General features: G+C 66.7%; 3 protein-coding genes. All 3 read right to left on the bottom strand.

Going from position 1 to position 2,776, the window contains the following annotated elements; genetic code table 11:
- Window positions 1-163 precede the first annotated feature (163 nt).
- The 3 genes from AB0M27_RS47290 to AB0M27_RS47280 are packed head-to-tail and all read right to left on the bottom strand — an operon-like array spanning window position 164 to window position 2,552.
- On the bottom strand, window positions 164-475 hold the full coding sequence (locus AB0M27_RS47290; protein WP_365732388.1) for a hypothetical protein: 312 nt from the start codon (window positions 473-475) through the stop codon (window positions 164-166).
- A gap of 57 nt (window positions 476-532) precedes the next feature.
- Window positions 533-1,288: a transposase gene (locus tag AB0M27_RS47285; protein WP_365732387.1), complete on the bottom strand. Its 756-nt coding sequence runs from the start codon at window positions 1,286-1,288 to the stop codon at window positions 533-535.
- Between the two features lie 16 nt (window positions 1,289-1,304).
- Window positions 1,305-2,552 carry an IS110 family transposase gene (locus AB0M27_RS47280; RefSeq protein WP_365732386.1) on the bottom strand — a complete coding sequence of 416 codons (1,248 nt, stop codon included), beginning with the start codon at window positions 2,550-2,552 and terminating at the stop codon, window positions 1,305-1,307.
- Window positions 2,553-2,776: the final 224 nt, after the last annotated feature.

Raw genomic sequence — 2,776 nt, 5'->3', positions numbered from 1 at the left:
GACGAGCTTCGATTCCCACCAACTGCCACACCGCTGACCAGCAAGTTCGACCTCATCCAAAGCCCAGAACCCCGATTAACTGCGGAACCCGGGTGAGAGGACACGTGCGTCGGGCAGGCTGCCGTACTCGCCGACTCAACGCCAGAATTTGTCGCGCGCGATCTCATCCCGGTTCGACCAGCCGCGCCGCACCGGGCGATCGTCGGGAGCGGAGCAGCAACTGGTACCGGCCGACGCTGGTCATGCCAGGCGGATCCCTCATGCCGCCGACATCCGATAGGTAGCTGTCGGTGGCGGTGATGCGGCCGTGGCGGGCAATCAGCACGGTCGCGAGGTGTTGGTCGAGCTGGCGTCTGTTGCGAACGGTTGCCGTGTTGTGGAGCGAGAGGGCGGCGCCGTGTGCGCCGACGAGCACGTGCAGCAACTCGGTGTGCAGTACATGGTCCGCGACGTACGCGGGCGACGCGGACGGCACCGAAGGGCTGTCCCGTAAATGATCTACGACATGCTCGTTGACCTGCTTGTTCCTCCGTCATCCGGCGAGGGCGAGGTTGTGCAGGCGGGCGATGCCGAGCATGGCGTGGTGTACGCCTTCGCCTTTCAGGCGGCAGTCGCGCAGGATCTTCCAGCCCTTCATGCGGGCGAAGGCGTGCTCGACGCGGGCACGGACCTTGCGATGGGAGGCGTTGTGTTCCTCTTTCCAGGCTGGGAGTTCGGCCTGGCCGCGCTCGCGGCGGTGCGGGATGACCAGGCCGGTGCCCCGGTAGCCGCCGTCCGCGATCACGGTCGTCTTGCCGACGGCGTCCTTCGCACCCGACAACTCCCACGCCTTGCAGTCGTTGCGGTTGCCGGGCAGCGGCCGGCCGACCGCGACGACGAGCCGGGTGTCGGCGTCGATCACGACCTGATGGTTGGTCGAGTACCGGTAGTTCTTCGACTGCGCGGCGATGGTGTGGTCGCGGGTGGGGACCAGGGTTCCGTCCACGATCAGGACGGTGTCCTTGCGGAATCGCTTGCGCTGCTGGAGCGCGAGAGACGGCCCAAGGTGGTCGATGATGCGGTCGGCGGCCGACTTCGACACCCCGAACAGCGGGGCGAGTTGACGCAGGGTGAGGTTGGTGCGCCAGTACGCGGCGACCAGGAGGACCCGGTCCTCCAGCGGCAGGCTCCAGGGCCGGCCCTTGCGGACCGGATCCGCGCCCTCGCGCCGCAACGCGGTGATCAGCTTGCCGAACTGACGATGGCTCAGCCCGGTGAACGGGGCTCTCTTGAAAATCACCTGGGCCAATGCGTGATGGTGCAGGTCATGAGACTTCTTCGCGTGGGGTGACGGTGACGTCGAGGCCAAGAGCAGTGAGTTGGGCGAGTAGACGTCGGGTCTGGCGTTCCTTGCCCAGACGGTTGGTGAAGTGATCGGGGCCAAGATCCCGGTAGGGGACGAGGTCGTGCAGGACGTGCCAGGCGGCGACCAGAATGGAGTGTCCGACCGCGAGGGTCGCGCGTTTCGCGCCGCGGTGTGGGACCAGTCGCCGGAACTGTGCGCCCAGGTAGGTGCTCCTGCTGCGGGCGGCGCTGGCGCCCGCCATGTAGAGCGCGGTCTTGAGCCAGGTGTCGCCTTGGCGGGTGCGTCCTGACAGGCGCTTGCCGCCCGACTCCTTGTTACCCGGGCACATCCCGGCCCAAGAGGCGAGGTGTCCTGCGGTGGCGAAGCGGCTCATGTCGACGCCGACCTCGGCGATCAGGATCTGGGCCAGTGTCAGGCTGATACCCGGGATGGTGATCAGAAGGTCGACCTGCCGCCGCAGCGGCTGCAGTTGCCGGTCGATCTCCTTGCTAAGGCGGTCGATCCGGGTGTCGGCCTCGTCGATTGCCCGCAGCATCGAGGCCACCATGAACGCGTGGTGCTCACTGAAATCCCCGGTCAGTGCCCGTGCCAGCAGGGGGATCTTGCCCTGCAAGCTGCCGAATGCGAGATCGGCCAGTACCTGTGGATCGCGTTCTCCTGCCACCAGGGCATCCAACATGGCCCGCGCAGAGCGGCCAGTGATGTCGCTGACCACCGCGGACAGTTTGATGCCAGCGTCCTCCAGGAACATTGCGAGCCGGTTCACGTCGCGGGCCCGGTCACGGGTGGTTTCGGTGCGGTACCTGGTCAGGTCCCGCAGTTGGCGGATGTCCCGCGGGGGCACGAAACTGGGGCGGACCAGGCCATGCTCGACCAGGCGGCAGATCCACTCGCAGTCCTTCACATCAGTCTTGCGACCCGGGACAGTCTTGATGTGCTGGGCGTTCAGCAGCCATGGCTCGATGCCCTCGGTAGCCTCCAGCAGGTAGAACACAGGCTTCCAATAGGACGCCGTCGCTTCCATGCCGATCCGCGTGATCCGGTTGTCCACGAGCCAGTCCCGCAGCTGCAGCAAGCCGTCGCTCATCGTCGAGAACGTGCGGACCTCGTATCGAGCGCGCTTGCCCGTTCCCGGTAACCGGATGCAGACCTTGGCGTCCGTCTTGCTCACGTCGGCGCCCGCGCACCGTTCCTCGACCACGTCCATATCCGCGCCTGCCTCTCGTCCCGCACACCGGAACGGTGCCCGCCCATCCGGGGCCACAGGATTCAAAGAAGCTCTCTTGCGTGCTCATGGCAACATCACCGGACTCCTGCGCACGGCCCCCGCGTCCGACTATCCAGCGGGCTCAACGTTCGGCACCAAGCACCGTCGACGTCCTCCGGACGGGCACCGACCCGATTTTCCCGGCCGCGGGGCGGGACCGAAAG

Origin of the sequence: Streptomyces sp. NPDC052107, from assembly GCF_040680215.1 — a bacterium.
GTDB lineage: Bacteria > Actinomycetota > Actinomycetes > Streptomycetales > Streptomycetaceae > Streptomyces.
Note: the sequence above shows the minus strand (reverse complement) of the source record. Positions and strands in the feature narration are given on the sequence as shown.